Below are 17,717 nucleotides of genomic sequence, written 5' to 3' on the forward strand. Positions count from 1 at the left end.
AATACCCAGCACTCAGCGCATGTGGTGGGTCAGGGTTCTGGGTGGCGGGCGTCGTAGCGCCAGAAGCGGGGCGTCAGGCGGACGATCAGCCAGAGGAGTGCCAGGCAGGTCAGGCCGCCGACTACGGCCGCCCAGCCCTCGCCGAACCACGTGGCCTCGGCGCCGAGGACCATCTCCCCGAGGCGCGGTCCGCCGGCCACCACCACGATGAACACCCCCTGCAGCCGCCCGCGCATGTGGTCGGGCGTCGCGGTCTGCAGGATGCTCTGCCGGAACACCGACGAGACGCTGTCGGACCCGCCGGCGAGGGCCAGCGCGACCCCTGCCGCGACGACCGCCCAGACGATCGGCCCGTCCGGCGAGCCTCGTCCCACGAGCACGAGGACCAGCCCGAAGGCGGCGATCGACACCGCCCATGCGGTGATGGCCCAGATGATCACCTGCCCCTGCCTGCGGATGCGTGTCAGCCCGCCGGAGAACACCCCCGCGAGGATGCCGCCGGCAGCGAAGGCCGCGGCGAGCAGGCCGGTGGTCGTCTCGCCGCCGCCGAGATAGATGACGCCGGCAGCGGGCCACAGGACCCGCGGGAACGACAGGACCATCGCGCAGATGTCGACGAGGAAGGTCGTGCGCACGTTGGGCTGGGTCGCGAGGTAGCGCAGGCCGTCCAGCACCGAGCGCAGCCCGACGACGCCCATCCGGCCCCTGCCGCTCAGCGTGCCGGCGGGCTCCGTGCCCTCGGGCGGCACGGGCGGCAGCCGGAACACGGCCCAGAGCGCCGCGAGGAACAGCACCATGTCGAGCGTGTACGCCCAGGCGTAGCCGAGCTGGGAGACCAGCAGTGCGCCGATCAGCGGCCCGCCGGTCAGCGCGACGTTCCAGGAGAGCGTCATCAGCGCGTTGGCCGCCGGCATGAGCTCCTTGGGGAGCAGCCGCGGGATGATGGCCGAACGAGCAGGGTTGTTGATGGCGAAGGCCGCGCTCTGCACCGCGACCAGCCCGTACAGCAGGTGCACCGACTCCACCTCGAGCCACGCCTGCCCGGCGATGCCTGCGACGACGACCCACAGCACGAGCGACGACAGGAGCGACACCTTGCGCCGGTCGTAGTGGTCCACGAGTGCCCCGCCGTACAGACCGAGCACCACGAGCGGGACGAGCGAGAACAGGCCCAGCAGACCGACGGCGAGCGTCGATCCGGTCAGGGCGTAGATCTGCAGGCCCACCGCGACGATGGTCACCTGCGTGCCGATGTTCGAGACCGAGAGCCCGAACCAGAGCCGCCGGTAGTCGGCCGACACCTTCAACGGTGTGGTGTCGGCGAGCAGATGGCGCATGGTGCTCCGATACTAAGCCTCGCGCGGACGGCGTCGCGCAGACGGCAGAGCGGGCGCTCAAGACACCCCCCGATGTCCTGAGCTCCCGCTCTGTGCAGTCCTGGTCCGCGGGCCGGGGCGCCCCCCAGCGGCGCCCCGACCCTACGAACCTGCCGACCCGGGTGTTGATCGGCCCTCGGTCATGAGTCACCGTGATGGCTCATGAACGCTGACCGCGCCCGGATCGTTGTCAACCGGTGAAACGTGGACCAGCCACGCCTCACCGGCGACGCGTTCGGAGCGCCGCGATCCCCAGCCCCAGAAGGAGCGAGATCAGCGAGAGCTGCCCCGTGATCATGTGGCCCGGCTCAGGGAGGGTGTCGTCAGGCACCATGACCGGTGCCGCCTCCACCTCCGCCTCGGGCTCTGCGGTGACGTTCAGGTCCTCGCCCAGGCCGCCGACGAGGTAGCTTCCCTCGTAGGCCTTCGGGGCGGGGCCGGACTTGTCGCCCCAGCCGATGTCGACACCCTCGCCGGAGTTGTCCCGGCTCGTGTCCGACCCGGCCGTGTCGTCGTCCTTGTCAGCGCTGGACGTCGAGCCGGCACCGACGCTGGTGCCGTACTCGCCCGGGAGCGTGACGCTGCCGGTCATCTGGCCGTTTCCGGCAGCCGGTGTGTGGACGTCGGGGCCGTCGGTCCCGTGCCAGCCGTTGCCGGGCCGCTCGGTGTGCGGCCCACTCTCGTCACCACCGCCGCTACCCGGTCGACCCGTACCCGAGCCACCCGTACCGGGGCGGTCGGTTCCAGGTCCGTCGGTTCCAGGCTCCTCGGTTCCGGGCTCTTCCGTGCCCGGCTCCTCCGTGCCCGGCTCCTCCGTGCCCGGCTCCTCAGTTCCCGGCTCCTCCGTGCCCGGCTCCTCAGTTCCCGGCTCCTCCGTGCCCGGCTCCTCAGTTCCCGGCTCCTCCGTGCCCGGCTCCTCAGTTCCCGGCTCCTCGGTCCCGGGCTCCTCCGTACCCGGCTCCTCGGTCCCAGGCTCGTCAACTCCACCCGTGAGCAGGTCGTCGACCAAGCCGTCCTCGCCCAGCGCCCCGTCGACAACCCCGGCGACGTCGGCCTCCAGGAGCGATCCGATGATGCCCTCGCGGCCGACGAGGTTGCCCACCAGGCCCTTGTCCTCGGTGGCGGCACCGGCGTCCGCGGCGTCGGCTCCCGTACTTGCCGGGGCGCTCCCGACCGCGTCGAGGTCACCGCGCGCGGCGGGCTCTTCCTCTACCGGGTCGACAGCTCCCTGAGTGACTGGATCCGGCAGACCTTCCTCGGCGGCGTGCGCGGAGGAAGCGCCGACGACCATGAGGCCGCCTGCGACAAGTGCCGTGTAGAGCACGCGTCGGAAGTTCTTGTCCATGGGTCTCCCCTAGCCTGGCGTGGAGCCGACGGCAGATGCACCGTCGGGCGGTGCCGCACGCGAAGGCGCGGCCCAGCCAGGTCAGGCAGGAGAGACAGGGATGTCCGTGTAGCTGCTCGAAAGCTTCGCGCGCGCCTCGTCGGTCGCTACGCGCCAGGAGCGGGCCCGGAAGACCAGCAGGGCGGAGAGCACCGCGAGGAGTTCGCCGCCCGGCACCTTGAGCTGGGGTGCACCGCCGCCGAGGAGGCCTGCGGCACCCGCGGCCACCGCGTTGCCGACGCCACCGGCGCCGAACGGGAGCTCCGCACCGAGGAGGCCGGCGCCGCCCGAGTGGACGACGTCCTCCGTCGCGGCGCTGAGCGCCACGGCCGATGCGGCGGCGCCCACGGGGGCGCTCACCTGCATCAGGTCGAGCATCGCGTGCTGGACCCCGGCAGAGGTCCAGACCACGACTGCGACGTCACCGGGAGCCTGCAGCGACCCCGGGTACGTCGACTCGGTGCCCTCGGCCTGCTCCGCCGGGACCACCGTGCTTGGACCGTCCGGCCGCGAGGGCTGGACGACGGGAGGCTCCGGGACCAGAACACCGGGCACCGGAACAGTCGGCTCCACGATCGGAGCCAGCGGCTCGACGATGGGAACCAGGGGCTCGACGATCGGCGCCACCGGCTCGACGATCGGAGCGACTACCTCGACGACCGGCGTCAGGACCGGGTCGAGAAGATCCGTGACGGGGGCGGTGACGGGCTCGAGCGCCCCCACGATCGGAGTGGTCACGCCGCCCACGACGTCGGTGACCGGGGAGACCAGGTCGACGACGGGCGTCAGCAGGCCGCCGGTGACGGGAGCGAGCGACTCGGTCACCGGCTTGACGACCTCGCCGACCGGCTTGGTGACCTGCGTGACTGCATCGCCCAGCGGCTTCGTCACCGCCTCGCGGACGGGCTCGGTCAGCGGTTCCAGCAGGCCACCGGTGACCTTCTCGACCGTGCCCTGGACGGTACTGGTGACCGGCTCGGCCACCGTCTTGGCAGGTTCGGGTGCCGGCTTCGGCGCCGGGACAGCCGGCTCTGCCTCGGCGGCGGGCGCCTCTTCTGGCGCAGGCTCGGCGGCGGACGCGGGCGCGGGCACAGGCTGCTCGGCGGCCGGGCTCGGCGCGGGAGCCGTCGGCTCCGGCGCGGGCGGCTCCGTTGCCGCCGAGGGGCTGTCCGCCGTGGCCTGGCCGGCCGCGGTCCCGGTCAGCCCGAGCAGGTCTGTGGTTCGCGTGACGGTCTGCGTCGTCGCCTCGACCGTGTCGCTGAGGACGCCGTCGAGCGGGCCGCGCTCAGCGGCGCTCGAAGGGGCCGCGAGCGTGACGCCGAGCGCGAGGCCCGCGGCACCGAGGGCGACGGTTCCGACGGCGCGCGCGACAGCACGACGGAGGTGATCCCCCGTGCTCGTCAGCGCGTCCTTCGACATCGGTCTCCCGGCTCTCCGGCCCTTGGCGGGGCCGCTGTCAGAGATGCATACACATTCAATCTGGTGGGGGTTCCAGATATCGGCAACTGCAGACCTGCGGTTTGCGGATCGCGAGTTTTGTGCTTAGGAACTGCGACATGTCAGGAGAGGCGCGCCATCTCGCCCTTCCCGTGCTTATCCACACTATTGGAACACGCTAGAGGGGCCCTGTGGGTGAACTCTCGAATCACCCCACAGTGGCCCCGAAGACGAGGCCGAGCACATAGGTGACACCCGCCGCTCCGAGGCCGATGGCGATCTGGCGCAGCGCGCGCGTGAGCGGCGAGGTACCCGACAGCAGCCCGACGACGGCGCCCGTCACCAGCAGCGCGAGCCCGACCAGGGCCGTGGCGACGACCACTGCCGCGAGGCCGTCGAGGCCGAGCAGATACGGCAGCACCGGAACCACCGCGCCCGACGCGAAGAAGCAGAAGGACGAGAGTGCCGCACCCCACGCCGTCCCGTGTGTCTCGAGATCGTCCACGTCGGCCGCGGAGTCCGCCGAACGCTCGTCGGCCGGCGCCTCCTGCACCCGCAGGAGCGCTCCGTGCTGCTCCATCGGTGTGACCGCGAGCCTGGCGAGCACCGCGTCGGCGTGCGCCGTCGCGTCCTCGGTGTTCATCCCCCGGGCGCGGTACACGAGCGCCAGCTCGTTCGCGTCGACGTCGAGGTGGGGCAGTGCCGCGTCGGCCTCGGCCGACGGCGACGACGCCTCGAGCAGCTCGCGCTGCGAGCGCACCGACACGAACTCCCCCGCGCCCATCGAGAGCGCGCCCGCGAGGAGGCCGGCGAGCCCGGACAGCAGCACGGTGCTCGTCGCCACACCGGACGCGCCGATGCCGAGCACCAGCGCGAGGTTCGACACGAGCCCGTCGTTCGCCCCGAACACCGCGGCGCGGAACGTGCCCGAGAGCCGGTTCCGGCCTCTGGTGGCCAGCGCGCGCACCACTTCCTCGTGGATCTGCTCGTCGGCGGCCATGGTCACCGTGGCGTCGGCGTCGTGCGCGTACGACGACCTGGCCTCGGCGCGCTGCGCGAGCGCGAGCACGAAGACGCCGCCGAAGCGGCGCGCGAGGAACCCGAGCCCGCGCGTGCGCAGGTCCCCGCGTACGGGCGCGCCGACGTCGGGACCCAGGAGGTCGAGCCAGTGCGACTCGTGTCTCTTCTCCGCGCGCGCGAGCGCGAGCAGGATCTCGCGCTCCTCGCCGGTGCGCCGCCCGGCGAGGTCGCGATAGACCGCGGCCTCGGCTCGTTCGTCCGCGAGCAGCCGGCGCCACCGCCGGATGTCGGCGCGGGTCCGACGGCGGGACGGGTGCAGCTCCTGCGCACGCTCGGCGGGCGTCGGAGAGCTGGCGGACGGGCGTCGGGCCGGGTCGGACGGTACATGAGGCACTACGTCATCATGCCCACGGATCACCCGGCGCGGGTTTCGTGGCTCCGGTGCGCGATTTTCGCTCCGCCGAACTCTGTGCGCGGCCGGGTCCGAACGTGCCGTCACCCGGCCTGCCGTACGGGTTCTCGGGCAGAAGGAGGCACAATGGACGCCGTGATCATCGTCAGCACGCACGGGTCGGCCGCACCCGGCGGCGCGATCGGATGGGCGTGGATCAACCACGCGGGCGGTCAGTTCGACTCGGGCGGCGCTGCCCGGGGAAACGACCAGGTCGCAGCGCTATCGGCCCTGCTACGAGCCATCGAGGCGCACCCTGGTGACGAGCCCTTGCTCGTGGAGTCCGGCTCGCAGTACGCCATCCGATCAGTGTCCGAGTGGTCCGAAGGATGGAAGCGCAACGACTGGCGCTCCCCGTCCGGCGTCCCGGTCCCGAACCTCGACCTGGTGCAGGGCATCGACCGCGCCGTCACGGAACGCACGGGCCCGGTCCGGTTCCACTGGGTACGGGGACACGTGGGCAACCCGTACAACGACCGCGTCGACCAGCTCGCCGGCTTCGCCGCCGAGGAGTGGGACGCGGGGCGGGGCGGCGTCGGCGAGATGCTCGTACCGGACGCCGGGATGATTCCCGACGCCGAGCTGCGCCGCGCCGGCTTCACCGCCGAGCCGCCGGAGGTTCCTGTCCGGGTGACGCCGCCGGCCCCGGTCGGGACGAGCGCCGGGCGGGCGTGGGAGTCGGGAACTCTCTTCTGACGGACTCTTGTTCGCAGGCCCTGCATTCGCGAACAGACGACAAGGGCCTGCGGCCCTGACTCGGTGTACCTGGTACGTCGAGTCAGGGCCGCAGGCCCTCGTTCTGAGTTGCCGGGGAAGATCAGAGGCCGACGAGCATGAGGTCCTCAGGGGTTCGAGCGACGGGGGCCATCCGCTCGGTGTCCCGGTCGATGTCCGAGTCCGCGTCGATGTGGATGCCGGTGTCCGTGGCGACCGGGTCGGCGTCGCCGCCGTCCTTCGTGGCCGTCTCACGCAGGAAGTACGGGACGGGCTTGGCCGTGCGGGCGCTGAACTCGAGCCGGTCGGCGACGGCGCGCGCGTGCTGCGCCATCTCGTGCGCGATGGCGACGCTCTCGCCAAGGTACGCGCGCGGGTCGATCAGACGCCGGATCTCGTCCCTGTCGAAGTAGGCGCTGACCGTCGCGTTCCGGACCAGCAGGTCGAGGAACTGCGCGTCGCCGCATGCCGACTCCTGCGCGACCTCGTACACGACCTCGTGCGCCTTCTGCCGGCCGATGCGCTCGCCGAGCTCCATCATGAGCGACTCGGAGCCGATGAGGCCCTCGCTCAGCGCGAGGTTGGCGCGCATCCGCTGCTCGTCCAGCTCCAGCCCGTCGAGGATGACGTCGAGCCGGGTCAGGATGTCGCCGCCGAGAACCGTCGCACGCTTGACTGTCTCCTCCAGGAGGTCGGTCATGCCACCGTTCGCCTCGTGGTCGTGCTGCATCGACTCGAGCGCCGGCGCCGCGAGCGCGCGCAGCTGGGCGCTCATCGACAGGAGGTCGAGGGCGAGCTGCGGGTTGCGCTTGTGCGGCATGGTCGAGCTGCCGACGGTGCCGTCGGGGATGGGCTCGAACGCCTCGCCGAACTCCGGCTGCATCATCGAGTAGATGTCCTTGCCGATCTTGCCCGCGGTCCCGGCCACCTGGCCGAGCACGAGAACGAGCTCGACGATGCCGTCGTTGATCGCCCGCGACGGAACCGGCATGGTGCCCAGCCCGAGGTGGTTGGCGACCCGGCGCTCGACCTCGCGCCCGGCGGGCCCGAACGACGCGAACGTGCCGACGGCGCCACCCATGAGAACGCGGAACAGCCGGTCCTCGAGGCGCTCCAGGCGGTCGGTGTGGGCCGTCAGCTCGTCGATCCAGACCGCCACCTTGAAGCCGAAGGTGATCGGGACGGCGTGCTGGCTGTGCGTGCGGCCCGCCATCGGCACCGCGGCACTGGCCTCCGCCAGCTTCGACATCCCGCGCAGCACCTTGGCCAGCAGGTCCTTGAGCGCCCGGTGCGCGTCGCGCAGCACCAGCACGTCAGCCGTCTGCGTGATGTTCTGCGTGGTGGCGCCCCAGTGCACCCAGCCGCCGTGCTCACGCCCGACCACACGGGCGAACTCCTCGATGAGCGGCATCAGGGGGTGGCTCGCGGACATCGTCTCGGCGGCCACGCGGACGAGGTCCAGCTTCTCGATCTGCGCGGCCTGCGCGATCGCCTCACCGGCGGGCTCAGGGATGAGGCCTACCTCGGCCTCGGCCAGTGCGAGTGCGGCTTCGACGTCGAGCCGTGCCTGGAATCGGTTCTCGACGCTGAAGAGGTGCGCGATCCCGGCGTCGGGCACGCGTCCGTCAGTAAAGTGTCGAATCGATTCGTCGTTCATCCCTGGTTTCCCCACTCAGTTTTGTCGCCGTACGTATCTGGACGTTCTCTGGCCGGCCTGCCCCTCGTGGGGCTGCGCCGGCGGCGAGTTCCTGCTCCACGTCGTACCGACGCCGCGGGACCTTGCCCGCATGACTTGCCGTGCCGAACTCGCTGTACCCACCTGCGTGTCGCATCGACCTGCTGTACCGAATTGTGGAAGAAGATGCTTGTCAAGGCTACCGGAATTGTTTCAGGAATGTAACGTCAGTGAGGTCCGTCACAGGATTGGTTCCCGCCGCAGCCGCCCAGACCGCCAGGTCTGGGCGCCGATCCGAGGGCAGCGGGTGAACTTTGGCCGCAGTGGCCTTTGTCTCGCATGGTGGACGGCAGACGCAGAGAGCCCGGCCGCACCCGCCAAGAGGGGGCGTGCGGCCGGGCTCACTGTCGAGCGCCAGGTGTTCAGCGCGTACGTGCTGTAGTCAGCTCGCAGCGGCTTCGTCGGGGGCTTCGCGGTCCTCGCGTTGCGACGCATATGTGTCGCTGACGCTCCGATGCAGGAGCGTGATCCGGCGAGGGTTGGCGATGGAGTGGTACTGAGCGTCGTCGGCGTCCGTCATGGTCCTCCTCCGGTGCAGGCGTACAAGCTACGGTGCACGTGGTTCTCCGCTGGTGTGCGGGTCTACCAGTTTCGTTGATACCGAGTCGCGGCGTCGACCGAAGAAGCTGTGACATCGCCCTCACCGCGCCGTCGCAACTTCTGTGCGGGCGCGATCGTTGCGGCTACCTGCCCGTTCTAGGCACGACGGGCGCGCCCGCAGCGACGCGGTGGATGCGGTGAGTGGTCGGGAAGAGCTGGTAGCCGCCGGCGACCAGGCCCCAGAGGCCGCGGGGCGCCAGGAGGACCACCGCCACCGCCACGCCGCCGAGCACTACCAGGTACCAGGTGCCGAGCGGCGCCAGGACCTGCTGCAACGCCCAGTAGAGGACGGCCCCGACGAGCGGCCCCTCGATGGTCCCGATACCGCCGACCACCACGATGAAGATCATCGCGGCGGTCCAGCTCACGGAGTAGATCGATCCCGGCGTGACACCGAGGGTGCTCAGCGCGATCAGGGCTCCGGCGAGCGCTGCCCCGGCCGAGCCCGCGACGTACACGAGGCGGCGTCCGCGGTCCACGGCCACACCGAGGCTGCTCGCCGCGACGCGGTCGTCGCGGATCGCGGTGAGCCCGAGTCCCACGCGAGAGCGCATCAGCAGGTACGTCCCGAGCACGACGGCGACCATGAGCGCCAGCGCGAACCAGTAGACGAACGCCACGCGCTCCACCCGGTCGGTGCCGCGGAAGGCGCTCAGCGACAGCCCCGCCCCGCCGCCGAGGCCGTCGATCCGCATCGTGACCAGGCGGAACACCTCTGCGACCACCCACGTGCCGATGGCGAAGTAACCGCCCGCCAGACGGAACACCAGATAGCTCGTCGGCAGGGCGATCGCGGCGCCGATCAGGCCGGCGGCCGGCACGGCCAGCCACGGCGGCGCGCCGACGGCGTCCGCGAGCTGGATCAGGGCGTAGCCGCCCACGCCGACGTAGGCCTGCTGGCCGACGCTCACCATGCCGCCGTATCCGGCGAGCAGGTTCCAGGTGGTACCGAGTATCACGAAGGCGAACAGCATGACGAGGCTCGACAGCACGCCGAGGGTCACCACGTAGGGCACGACCACGGCGAGCAGCACGACGACGAGCAGCAGGACCCCGCCGCCGACCAGGGATCCGCGACCGCCCCGGGTGACCGTGGGGATGCCCGACGGCGGGCTCGCTGGCGCCGATCCTGGCGGGACGCTCGACGCGTCGGCGGCGGGGTCGCTCATGCCTGCACGCTCCTCGGCATCAGGCCGCCCGGCCGGACCACGAGGACGGCGAGGAAGACCAGGTGCCCGGCGAGCACCCCGGACTGCGGGTCGATCTGCGCGCCGATCGTCTGGGCCAGGCCCAGGACCATGCCGCCCGCGAGGGTGCCCCACAACGAGCCGAGGCCGCCGATGATCACCGCCTCGAACGCGAACAGCAGCACGAGGTCTCCGTAGCCGGGCGAGAACTGGGTGCTCATGCCGACGAACACGCCCGCGAGCGCCAGCGTGGCGAAGGCGAGTGCGGTCGCCACCGCGTACAGGTGCTTCGGGTCGACGCCCGACATGGCGGCGGCCTCGGCGTCGTCGGCGACGGCGCGCATGGCACGGCCGGTGGTGGTGCGGGCCAGGAAGAGCTGGACCGCGACGATGACCGCCACCGCGACGGCCAGGGTGATCAGCGGTAGGACCCCCACCGAGAGACCGCCGACGGGCAGCCCCGCCGACGCGAGATCGCCGGTGGGAATCTTGCGGGTGTCGGCGCTGAAGACCTCCTGGAGCAGGTTGGTGAGCGCTACGGCGACGCCGAACGACACGAGCAGCGGCGCGAGCTCGCCCGCCCCGCGCGGCCCGCCTGCCGAGTCCCTGCCGACCTGCGCGAGCGCCGGGTTGAACAGGCCGCGCTGCACGGCGTAGCCGAGCGCGGCGAACACCGGGACCACCACGACGACCGCGAGCCACAGCGGCAGCCCCTGCTGCACCAGGACCAGCGAGAGGTATGCGGCGAGCACTGCGAGCACGCCGTGCGCCAGGTTGACGATGCGCATCACGCCGAAGATCAGCGACAGGCCACAGGCCAGCAGGGCGTACTGCCCGCCGAGCAGGACACCCTGCACACCTGCGTTGAGCCAGTCCATCGGGCCTCCCGTTTCGCTCGGTCCTGTCTCCGTGCGGTTCTCTCGCGCTGGTTCTACGTCGCCGGGGTTCTCCGTCGCTGGGGTTCTACGTCGGCGAGCCGCGGGTGATGCCGAAGTAGGCGTCTGCCACAGCCTCGCGGTCCAGGCCCGCGGCCGGAGCCTCCAGGACCGTGCGGCCGCCGAGGAGGCACTGGACCCGGTCGGCCACGCGCAGCGCCTGATCCAGGTCCTGCTCGACGACAAGTGCTGTGGTGCCCGCCGCGGTGATCCGTCGGACGGCGTCGTAGAGCTGGGTCACGACGGTGGGCGCCAGCCCGAGGGATACCTCGTCGAGCAGCAGGACCCGCGGGTTCGCCAGCAGTGCCCTGCCGATCGCCACCGCCTGCTGCTGGCCGCCGGACAGCACCCCGCCCCGTCGGTCCCGCATCTCGGCCACCTGCGGGAACATGTCGTACACGGCGCGCAGGTCCCACGGTCCGGGACGCTTCGGGTAGCGGCCCATGAGCAGGTTCTCCTCGACGGTGAGCGAGCCGAAGATGCGTCGCCCCTCGGGGACCAGCGCGATCCCGCGGCGGACGCGCCGGTAGGCGGGCACCCGGGTGACCGGCTCGCCGTCGAGCAGCACGCTGCCCGACGTCGGCGGGTGCGTCCCCGCGAGCGCCGCCAGCAGCGTGGACTTTCCCGCGCCGTTGGCGCCGAGCACCGCGAGGGTCTCTCCCTCGGCCAGGGTCAGGGATACGCCGTCCACCGCGAGCAGGTCGCCGTACCGGACCTCCAGGCCGGTCGCCTCCAGGACGTTCATGCGGTCCCCTCGGTGGGCTCCGGGCTCGACGCCGGGTTCGACGCGGGATCCGCCGCTGGGTCCACGGCCGTGTCGACCGTCGAGCCCAGGTAGACCTCGATCACCTGGGGGCTGCGGATCACCTCGTGCGGGTCGCCCTGCGCGATCACCTCGCCTCCGGCCAGGCACATCAGCCGGTCGACGACGTCGAGCAGCGCGTGCAGGACGTGCTCAATCCAGACGATCGCCACGCCGTCGTCCCGCAGGCGGCGCACGAGGCGCACGACCTGCGGCAGCTCGCGGTCGGTGAGACCGCCGGCTATCTCGTCCAGCAGGAGGAGGCGCGGACCCGTCGCGAGCGCTCGTGCGACCTCCAGCCGTTTGCGGTCCAGCAGGCGCAGGCTGCCCGACGGCGTGTTGGCCGCCTCGGTCATGTCCGTCACCTCGAGCGCATGCCAGGCCTGCGCGTGCGGGTCTCGTGCCGGCCCTCTTCCGGAATGCCGCCGCCCCGCGAACGATGCCCCGACCAGCACGTTCTCGTACACGGTCAGGCCGCCGAAGGGTCGCGGCACCTGGTACGACCTGGCGATCCCCCGGTCGGCGCGGGCCGCGGCACCGAGCCGGGTGACGTCGTGCCCGTCGAGGACCACCGTCCCGGCGTCGGCCCGCTGTGTGCCCGCGACGATGTCGAGGAGCGTGGTCTTGCCCGCGCCGTTCGGGCCGACGAGGCCGAGCGCCTCGCCCGCGGCGACGTCGAAGGACACGTCGCGGGCGGTGACCACGCGGCCGAAGCGTTTGGCGACGGCCGACACCTCGAGGAGGGGCATCGCACTCCTTTCGGGGTCTCGACAGGCTCGACCAGCGGGGCGGGCGGGTTACTGGAGCGGCTCTACCGTGCCGCCCGTCGGGATCTGCGAGGCCAGCTTGTTGGAGACCACCACGAGCTCGTACGGGTGCTCGCCCTCGTCATCTCCGTCGTCCAGCCGCCACTGGCCGCCGACCAGCGGCGTCTTGGCGACGTACGGCGGGACCGTGTCGTCGACGCCCCAGGCGATGTCGCCGACCACCGTGGAGACCTCGAGCGTCGACAGGGCCTCGGTGATCGCGTCGGGCTCGGTGGACCCGGCCTCCTCCACGGCGGCGACGGTGATCTCGAACAGGGCCTCCGCGAAGCCGAGCGGCTGCGTCCACTGCTTGCCCGTGTCGGCCTCGTACTGGTCCGCCAGCTCCTGCGCCGTCTGCCCGGTCAGGGAGGAGGAGAACGGCGCGGTCGGGTGCCACCACACCTCGGAGGTGAGGCCGTCGCCCGCGTTGCCCAGCGCCTCGACCGCCGAGGGGAAGAGCAGCGCCTTGCCGATCGTCGCGACCTTCGGCTGGTAGCCCTGCTGCCCGGCCTGCTGCCAGAAGGTGGTGAAGTCCGGCGGGATCGGCACGCCGACGAGGATGTCGTGGCCCTTGAACGCCGAGAGCTGCGCCGAGAAGTCCTGGGTGCCGTTCGGGTACAGGCCCGGGTCGTCGATGGTGACTCCCGTGTCCGCGGTGAGGGCGGGGAAGTTGGCGCTCCATGCCTGGCCGTCCGGGTCGTTCGGGAACAGGCCCGCCGCCTTGGAGTTGGTGTCGACCTGGCTCCAGATGTCCGCGTAGACCGCCGAGACGTCCTCCAGACCCCAGAACGCGTGATAGCTGTACCTGAGGTCGGCCGGCTGGTCGCCCTCGCGGATCGCGAAGGGCTGCCAGGGTGCGACCGTCGAGATGCACGGGACCGAGTTGGCCTCGCACTGCTCCGAGACGGGGTTGGTGATGTCCGGCGTGGACGAGGTGAGCACCAGGTCGACGCCGTCGGTGTTGATCAGCTCCGCGGCGACCTCACCAGCGCGCGCCGAGCTGGACTGCGAGTCCTTCACGATGATCTCGACCGTGTGCTCCGCCCCGTCGACGGTGACCGGGTTGTCCGCGAACCACTGCTCCATCGCCTCGATCACGTAGGTGTTGGCCTCGCCGAACGGCGCCGACGGACCCGTCTCGGTCGAGACGAAGCCGATCTTCAGCACGTCGTCGTCCCCGCCGTCACCGCCGATCGTCCCGCCTCCGACGCCGCCGCAGCCCGCGAGCGTTCCCGCGAGCACCGCCGTCGACGCCCAGGCCGCTGTCGCCCTGACCGTCCGGACCCGTCCGTTGCGAACCATCGTCGTCACTCCATCTCTGTAGTCGAGCCGGTAGTTGTCAGACGCACGGGTCACCGGGGTGACCTGTGGGTCTGACACGACGTGCAGGTGGTGCAAGTAGCGCGAGTGGTGCAGGTCGTGCGGGTTACTCGCGGGGGGCGAGCACCATGTCGAACCGGGTGCGGGACCACGTGCCCTCTACGGCGCGCCCGTCCGGCGTCGGCGTGCCGGCCGGCAGCTCCTCGAAGTCCATGACCAGCGAGTCCTTGACCCCGAACACCGAGTCCGAGGCGAGCTGCTCGTCGCCGCGCACGAAGATGTGGGTCACCAGGGTGCGCAGCTCCGGCGCGGTCACCATGAAGTGCAGGTGCGCCGCGCGCATGGGCGACCGGCCCGACGCCGCGAGGAGCGCGCCCACCGGCCCGTCGTGCGGGATCGGGTACGGCGTCGGCGTGATGCCCCAGAACCGGTAGCCGCCGTCGTCGTCCGAGTAGAGGTGTGCGCGGCCCGCGGTGCGCTCGTCGCCGTACTGGACGTCGTAGAACCCGTCCTCGTCGGCCTCCCACACCTCGATCCGGGCCCCTGGCACCGGTCTGCCGGACGTGTCGGTGACGGTGCCCTCGACCCAGCAGGGCTGCCCCGTTGCGCCGCCGGCGATGTCCCCACCGTTCTCGATCCGCGGGGCGTCGTCCACGAAGAACGGGCCGAAGACCGTTGCCTCCGTGGCGTTCGCGTAGGCCTCGTTGTTGATGGCGATCGTCTGCATGGAGGCGCCCAGCACGTCGGACAGCAGGATGAACTCCTGCCGCTTGTCGTCGGTGATGTGCCCGGCGGCCGTGAGGAACTCGATGCCCTTGTTCCACTCGTCCTCGGTGAGGCGCACCTCGCGCAGGAACGCGTGCAGGTGCCGGGTGAGAGCCTGCAGGACGGTCCTCAGCCGCTCGTCGTCGGCGCCGTCGAAGGACGCCGCCACCCGATCGGTGAGCTCCTGCTCCCGGGTGGCCTGCTCCCGGGCCGCCTGCTCCTCGGCCTGCTCAGTCATCGTGCTCGCTCCGCCCGAGCACCGCCTTGAGCGCGTCGCCCAGCGCACGCGCCGGGTCGTCCGCGAGGGTCTGCGCGCGCCACGCCACGTGCGAGTCGGGCCGGACCAGGATCGCGCCCGACTCCTCGACGCCGCGCATCTTCGCCCAGTCGTAGTAGGTGTCGATGACCTCGCGGCCCGGCCCGATGACCACGGCGCCGAGGGGTACGCCGAGCTCGTCGGCGACCTTCGCCGCGGCGTCGGCCCAGGCCTCGCCCGCGATGCCGGTCACGAGCGTGAACTGCCCGTACGGGACCAGGTCGTGCGTGGAGCGCTTGTGGCCGTCCGGGTCCGCCACCCACACGTGCGGGAACCGTGCGCCCGGGACCGTGGACTGCTTGTAGTAGAGCTCGGGGTCGCGCTCGTCCACAGGCTGGGGAGAACCGTCGGGCACGATCGCTGCCGACTCGTAGAACTGCCCCATGTCCACGCCGTGCGCGTTGAACTCGTAGTGCTTGAGGTCCATCGCCTCCACGAGCGCGGCACGCTTGGCCGCGCCGGCCGGGGTGTTCGCCTTGCGCTCGTCGATCGCGGCCTGCATCGCCTCGGGCGTCTCGGCGTCCAGGACCCCGAGCACCTCCATGAACCGGAACTCGCCACCCGACTTGTTGGCGCGCAGCACGATCTGCTCGGCCACGGGGGCACGCTCGGCCGAGTACGTGTCCAGCAGCGACGGCGCCGCCTGGCCGTTCAGCACCGCGGCGATCTTCCACGCCAGGTTGTAGGAGTCCTGGACCGACGTGTTGGAGCCCAGGCCGTTGCTCGGCGGGTGCCGGTGCACGGCGTCGCCCGCACAGAAGACGCGGCCCTGCTGCAGGTGCGTCGCGTACATCTGGTTGTTGCCCCACAGGGAGTAGCCGGTGATCTCGACGTCCAGGTCGTCGACGCCGACGAGCTGGCGCACGATGTCGGCGGCCGCGGCGTCGTCGAGCTGCGGCGGCTCGCCCGTGATGTCGTAGCCCCACACGATGAGCCACTCGTTCCACGGCCGGACCATGCGGACCAGGCCCGCCCCGATGCCGCCGACGTCGGACCCGGGCTGCAGCACCCAGTACAGGACCGACGGGCGGTGGCCCACGAGGTGCGTGAGGTCCGCCTTGAACGTGATGTTCATGGAGCCCGCGATGTCCATCGCGCCCTCCATGGGCAGGCCGATGTCGGCGGCCACCTGGGAGCGGGCGCCGTCGCCGCCGATCAGGTACTTCGACCGGATCGTGTACTCGGTGCCGGTGACGCGGTCGAGCACCCGGGTGCTGACGCCGTCGGCGTCCTGGGTGTGGCTCAGGTACTCCGTGGAGAACCGCGACTGCGTTCCGCGCTGGGTCGCGTTCTTGACCAGGATCGGCTCGAGGTAGGTCTGCGGGATGTCCACGGTGAGCGACGGCGAGGCGAGCCGCGCGTCCGCCTCCCGGGCGGGATGGGTCTCCCAGGTGAGGATGCGGCCGATCTCCTCGCCCGCGATCGTCGTGCAGAAGACCGTGTCGCCCACCAGCTCGTGGGGTGTGGCGTCCGCGAGGACCTGGTCCTCGATGCCGAGGTCGCGGAAGATCTCCATCGTCCGCTGGTTCGTGATGTGCGCGCGCGGGGTGTTCGCCGTCCAGCGGTACTTGGTGATCATGATGTTGCTGATCCCCAGGCTGGACAGGAACAGGGCGGCGGAAGCGCCCGCCGGCCCCGAGCCGACGACCAGCACGTCGGTATCGACGACGACGTCGGTGGGCGTGGCGCCGGCGGGGCTGCTGGGCGGTGCGGTCTCGGTCAGACCGTCGTCGAACTCAGGCATGCGCACAGGCTGCCGTGGCCTCCCACCAGGGAAAAGGGATGACCACGAAAGTCGGCGGAAATCCTCAAGAGCCGATGGGGAGGGTGTGGGACGGCCCCGTGTACCGGCGGGCCTCTGACGGCGACATACCCGACTGCTCCCGGAACACGCGCGAGAACTGGGCGGCCGACGAGAAGCCGCAGCGCAGTCCGATGGCCTCGACCGTCTGCTCGGCGTAGGACGGCATGCGCAGCATGCGGGCCGCCATCTCCACGCGACGGCGGGCGACGAACCGCGGCACGCTCGTGCCGCACTCGGCGAACACGCGCGAGAGCTGCCGTTCGCTGAGTCCTATCCCGTCGGCGATGCGGCGCGCGGACAGCGTGGGGTCACGCAGCCACTGCCGCACGTACTGCTCGGCGGCGGCGAAGTGGGCGCCCGTCGTCGGCGTCCTGGTCGCGGGCGGCGTGTCGGCGGTGTCCGGCTCGGTCAGCACCGCGGCGACCAGCTCGAGCAGCGCGTCCTCGTCCGCCGATCCGTTCCCCTGGGAGCCCACGGCGCGCGCGACCAGTGCGGCCAGGGCCGCCGCATAGGCGTCCGCTTCCCAGGCCTGTGCCGACCTGCCGCCCGAGCCGGCTCCCGTGCGGAAGTCGATCACCCTGGCGGCGCGCGGCATGGTGGCGCCCGCCGACCGGAGCACGTCGTAGGGCACCTTGACCGCCAGCTCCTCCAACCCGTGCGCGAAGCCGCGCAGGAACGGCCGGTCGGCGTCGCACACGAGGAGCTGGCCGGGGCGCAGCGTCCGGGTGCCGTGGTCGTCGGCGAAGATCGCCTCGCCCGCGAGCGTGAAGTACAGGGCCACCGACTCGGTCGGGCGGGCGCGGGCCGTGCGTGCGGTGCGTTCGACGGCGTGCGGGTTGGCCACCACGTGCGCCAGGTGCAGCCGGTCCAGCTGGAGGTTCGCCTCGGCGGCCTCGAGCGCTGACTCGTCGAGCATGCGGCACTGCAGTGCCACCAGGGCGTGCGCGTTGTGCCTCTCCCAGAGCTCGATCCGCCGCGTTGCGGGCAGGCCTCGTGTGGAGAAGCGGTCCACGGCGCCGTGCGACGCCGGTATGCCTCGGGTCACGGTGCTCACAGTAGGTCCGG

At 71.6% G+C, this 17,717-nt stretch carries 15 protein-coding genes; 1 reads left to right on the top strand and 14 read right to left on the bottom strand.

The genetic code is table 11. The features are described 5' to 3' along the window. Positions 1-29: 29 nt before the first annotated feature. From ACFO6V_RS25765 to ACFO6V_RS25780, 4 genes are all read right to left on the bottom strand, one after another. Complete coding sequence (locus ACFO6V_RS25765; RefSeq protein WP_377141358.1) at positions 30-1,337, bottom strand: MFS transporter; 1,308 nt, start codon at positions 1,335-1,337, stop codon at positions 30-32. Positions 1,338-1,596: 259 nt separating this feature from the next. After that, the gene (locus ACFO6V_RS25770; RefSeq protein WP_377141361.1) at positions 1,597-2,721 is read right to left on the bottom strand and encodes an ICP22 family protein; all 1,125 of its coding nucleotides are present in this window, start codon (positions 2,719-2,721) and stop codon (positions 1,597-1,599) included. A gap of 81 nt (positions 2,722-2,802) precedes the next feature. Then, positions 2,803-4,179: a hypothetical protein gene (locus ACFO6V_RS25775; RefSeq protein ID WP_377141363.1), complete on the bottom strand. Its 1,377-nt coding sequence runs from the start codon at positions 4,177-4,179 to the stop codon at positions 2,803-2,805. A gap of 226 nt (positions 4,180-4,405) precedes the next feature. After that, positions 4,406-5,536 carry a VIT1/CCC1 transporter family protein gene (locus tag ACFO6V_RS25780; protein WP_377141905.1) on the bottom strand — a complete coding sequence of 377 codons (1,131 nt, stop codon included), beginning with the start codon at positions 5,534-5,536 and terminating at the stop codon, positions 4,406-4,408. Between the two features lie 219 nt (positions 5,537-5,755). Here ACFO6V_RS25780 and ACFO6V_RS25785 point away from each other — a divergent pair, with 219 nt between their 5' ends. After that, on the top strand, positions 5,756-6,364 hold the full coding sequence (locus tag ACFO6V_RS25785) for a ribonuclease H family protein (RefSeq protein WP_377141366.1): 609 nt from the start codon (positions 5,756-5,758) through the stop codon (positions 6,362-6,364). A 121-nt stretch (positions 6,365-6,485) separates the two neighbouring features. On the opposite strand, the gene ACFO6V_RS25790 is transcribed toward ACFO6V_RS25785, so the two are convergent. From ACFO6V_RS25790 to ACFO6V_RS25835, 10 genes are all read right to left on the bottom strand, one after another. Beyond that, positions 6,486-8,000: a class-II fumarase/aspartase family protein gene (locus ACFO6V_RS25790; RefSeq protein WP_377141369.1), complete on the bottom strand. Its 1,515-nt coding sequence runs from the start codon at positions 7,998-8,000 to the stop codon at positions 6,486-6,488. Between the two features lie 499 nt (positions 8,001-8,499). Then, entirely contained in the window at positions 8,500-8,637 is a 138-nt protein-coding gene (locus ACFO6V_RS25795) for a hypothetical protein (RefSeq protein WP_377141372.1), read from the bottom strand. 163 nt (positions 8,638-8,800) lie between these two features. After that, positions 8,801-9,886, bottom strand: a complete 1,086-nt coding sequence (locus ACFO6V_RS25800; RefSeq protein ID WP_377141375.1) for a branched-chain amino acid ABC transporter permease — start codon at positions 9,884-9,886, stop codon at positions 8,801-8,803. Then, the gene (locus ACFO6V_RS25805) at positions 9,883-10,782 is read right to left on the bottom strand and encodes a branched-chain amino acid ABC transporter permease (RefSeq protein WP_377141378.1); all 900 of its coding nucleotides are present in this window, start codon (positions 10,780-10,782) and stop codon (positions 9,883-9,885) included. Before ACFO6V_RS25805 ends, ACFO6V_RS25800 begins: the two co-directional genes overlap by 4 nt. Positions 10,783-10,867: 85 nt before the next feature. Then, positions 10,868-11,584: an ABC transporter ATP-binding protein gene (locus ACFO6V_RS25810; RefSeq protein WP_377141381.1), complete on the bottom strand. Its 717-nt coding sequence runs from the start codon at positions 11,582-11,584 to the stop codon at positions 10,868-10,870. Next, positions 11,581-12,390 (bottom strand): ABC transporter ATP-binding protein, encoded by an 810-nt coding sequence (locus ACFO6V_RS25815; RefSeq protein ID WP_377141384.1) that lies wholly within the window; start codon positions 12,388-12,390, stop codon positions 11,581-11,583. Before ACFO6V_RS25815 ends, ACFO6V_RS25810 begins: the two co-directional genes overlap by 4 nt. Positions 12,391-12,438: 48 nt before the next feature. Then, a complete protein-coding gene (locus ACFO6V_RS25820; RefSeq protein WP_377141387.1) occupies positions 12,439-13,749 on the bottom strand; it encodes an ABC transporter substrate-binding protein in 1,311 nt (436 codons plus the stop codon). Between the two features lie 124 nt (positions 13,750-13,873). Continuing rightward, positions 13,874-14,770: an intradiol ring-cleavage dioxygenase gene (locus ACFO6V_RS25825; protein ID WP_377141390.1), complete on the bottom strand. Its 897-nt coding sequence runs from the start codon at positions 14,768-14,770 to the stop codon at positions 13,874-13,876. After that, positions 14,763-16,592 (bottom strand): FAD-dependent oxidoreductase, encoded by a 1,830-nt coding sequence (locus ACFO6V_RS25830; RefSeq protein ID WP_377141392.1) that lies wholly within the window; start codon positions 16,590-16,592, stop codon positions 14,763-14,765. Before ACFO6V_RS25830 ends, ACFO6V_RS25825 begins: the two co-directional genes overlap by 8 nt. Positions 16,593-16,656: 64 nt before the next feature. Further along, complete coding sequence (locus tag ACFO6V_RS25835; RefSeq protein ID WP_377141395.1) at positions 16,657-17,697, bottom strand: AraC family transcriptional regulator; 1,041 nt, start codon at positions 17,695-17,697, stop codon at positions 16,657-16,659. Positions 17,698-17,717: the final 20 nt, after the last annotated feature.

Source organism: Promicromonospora alba, assembly GCF_042654905.1.
Classification (GTDB): Bacteria; Actinomycetota; Actinomycetes; order Actinomycetales; family Cellulomonadaceae; genus Promicromonospora; species Promicromonospora alba.